Below are 2,547 nucleotides of genomic sequence, written 5' to 3'. Positions count from 1 at the left end.
GAGTTACTCAGGCTATAATTAAATTAATATAAAATGGAATATGTTGAAGAGCAATAAGTAGTGAATGTTTTTATTGTATAGATACTTCCTGATAGTTGGAGAAAGGGTAAAAAATATTGGAATTATAAATATCTGAATTGTTGTTCTTTATAAAGGTCGATTAATTCGGGTGAATTATTTGAATTTACTGTATTTTAATTGACTCACGATAAATGTAATGGTATTTTTAACATATCTATACCTTGATTTAATTGGAGTATTTACTTATCCAGGGGAGAATATAACAATTTGTTCTTTAAAAAGAATTTATAGCAACTTATTACATAATAGGAGGGGAAAATGAGTGCTATAGCTGGCATTATTCACTTTAATAACGAGCCTGTATCGATTGAACATGGAAGAGGAGTAATGAGTTGTTTAAGCAAGTACCCTGCAGATGAGATTCGAATATTACACAAAGAACATATATTCTTTGGTTGCCATGCCCAATGGATCACACCAGAATCAATCGGTGAACAATTACCTTATTATGATGTTAAATCGAAATTAATTATTACTGCTGATGCAATCATTGATAATAGAATGGAATTGTTTGATAGGTTGCAAGTGGATAATGTTGAAAGAAAAGGGATGGCTGACAGTGAATTGATTTTACGTGCTTATCAAAAATGGGGAGAGGAGTCCCCGAAGTATTTAGTTGGCGATTTTGCTTTTATGATTTGGGACGAACGTAACCAAAAACTGTTTGGTGCAAGGGATTTTTCAGGAAGTCGAACTCTTTATTATTTTCGTGATCATCAACGATTTGCTTTTTGTACCATAATAAGTCCGTTATTATCATTACCGTATGTACGTAAGGAATTAAATGAACTATGGTTAGCTGAGTATTTGGCGGTATCAGGCATGATAGATGCGGTAGATACTTCAATCACACCGTATAAACACATAGAACAAGTACCCCCAGCACATAGTATTGTGATAGATAAAAATAAAATAAAGCTTATGAGATATTGTACTCTAACTGTAAATGAGAGGCTGAAATTAAAGTCAAACGAAGAGTACATAGAAGCATTTCAAGAGGTCTTTCAAAAAGCGGTAGATGATAGATTACGTACACACCTTAATRTAGGTGCTCAGTTAAGTGGTGGATTAGATTCAGGAGCTGTTGTCAGCTTTGCAGTAAATACAATGCGAAAAGAAAATAAAAAATTACATACTTTCAGCTATATTCCGCCACATGATTTCGTAGATTTTACACCTAAACAGCTAGTGCCGAATGAGAGTGTGTATATCAAATCAACTATAGAACATGTAGGAGGAATTCGGGAGCATTACTTAGATTTTAAGGGGGAAAATTCATATTCAGAGATAGATAGCTTTTTAGAAATACTAGAGACGCCATATAAGTTCTTTGAAAACTCATTTTGGTTAAAAGGGATGTTTGAAAAAGCTCATGAGGAAGGTGTTGGAGTATTATTAAATGGTGATAGAGGGAATTTTACCATATCGTGGGGATATGCCTTAGAGTACTATGCTATCCTACTAAAAAAATTAAAATGGATTCGTCTGTATAAAGAATTAAATCAATATAGTAAAAATACAGGTGGAGATAGATTACGCAGGATACCAGATATATTTAGGATTGGATTTCCAGTTGTGGATCGGATTTTTTCACAAAATAAAGTAAATAAAAGGCCAATGTTAATCAATCCGAAATTTGCAAAAAATACAAGGATTTTCGAGAAATTTGAAGAATATGGGTTAGAACAAACGGGATGGTATTCTGAGTCAAATATATATGAGGAACGCCGAAAACATTTTGAAGATGTTTTTCATTGGAATGCAGGTAGTACACTTGCAGCAAAGCTATCTTTACGCTATGGATTATGGAAGCGTGATCCAACTAATGATATACGTGTAATTCGTTTTTGTTTATCTGTACCAGAAGAACAATATGTGCAAAATGGATTGGACCGAGCTTTAATCCGAAGATCTACAGAAAAAATGCTGCCAGATAAGATTAGATTAAATCAAAACACTAGAGGTGTCCAAGGTGTTGATTGGGTCCATCGAATGATTCCATATTGGAAAACATTTATAGACGAAATAGAGCAACTAAGTGTAGATGAAAAAGCTTTAGAGTATTTAAATGGTCAGGTCATAAAAGAAGCTCTATACAAGGTTAGAGAAGATGCGAGACCTGAAAATGCGATTAATTTCGATTATAAAGTTTTAATGCGTAGTTTAATTGTTTATCGGTACATTAAAACGTTTATTTGAAGGGAGGTGATCATATGAAAAAAGAATGGGAGAAACCTATTTTAGAGGTGTTGGATGTGAAGATGACAATGTTGGGGAAAGAAGGAGAGTATACTGATGCCGCTTTTCCGGACCATACTCCTAAGGGTGATCTAACTTTTAGTTAGGTGATAAGAATAAAAGTATTTAGTTTATTTTGCTCAAATGTTTAAAGCTAAATGGATTTTGTATATTTAATATGGATTGTTTTACATGCTAAATCTCCTTGTACGTGAAAATGTATAAGGA

Annotated in this window: 2 protein-coding genes; both read left to right on the top strand. The window is 33.3% G+C overall.

The window, feature by feature from the left end; translation table 11 throughout:
* Nucleotides 1-339: 339 nt before the first annotated feature.
* Nucleotides 340-2,280 carry a lasso peptide isopeptide bond-forming cyclase gene (locus tag AC1DTM_RS22520; protein ID WP_477000924.1) on the top strand — a complete coding sequence of 647 codons (1,941 nt, stop codon included), beginning with the start codon at nt 340-342 and terminating at the stop codon, nt 2,278-2,280.
* A 14-nt stretch (nt 2,281-2,294) separates the two neighbouring features.
* Nucleotides 2,295-2,426 carry a paeninodin family lasso peptide gene (locus tag AC1DTM_RS22515; protein WP_016105873.1) on the top strand — a complete coding sequence of 44 codons (132 nt, stop codon included), beginning with the start codon at nt 2,295-2,297 and terminating at the stop codon, nt 2,424-2,426.
* Nucleotides 2,427-2,547 lie beyond the last annotated feature (121 nt).

The organism is Bacillus sp. P4_D3 (assembly GCF_056401855.1).
This window is presented reverse-complemented; position numbering and strand designations above follow the sequence as displayed.

Bases quoted from the DNA above. Each gene is read 5' to 3' on its own strand.
- AC1DTM_RS22515 (WP_016105873.1), top strand. From the start codon at position 2,295: ATGAAAAAAGAATGGGAGAAACCTATTTTAGAGGTGTTGGATGTGAAG.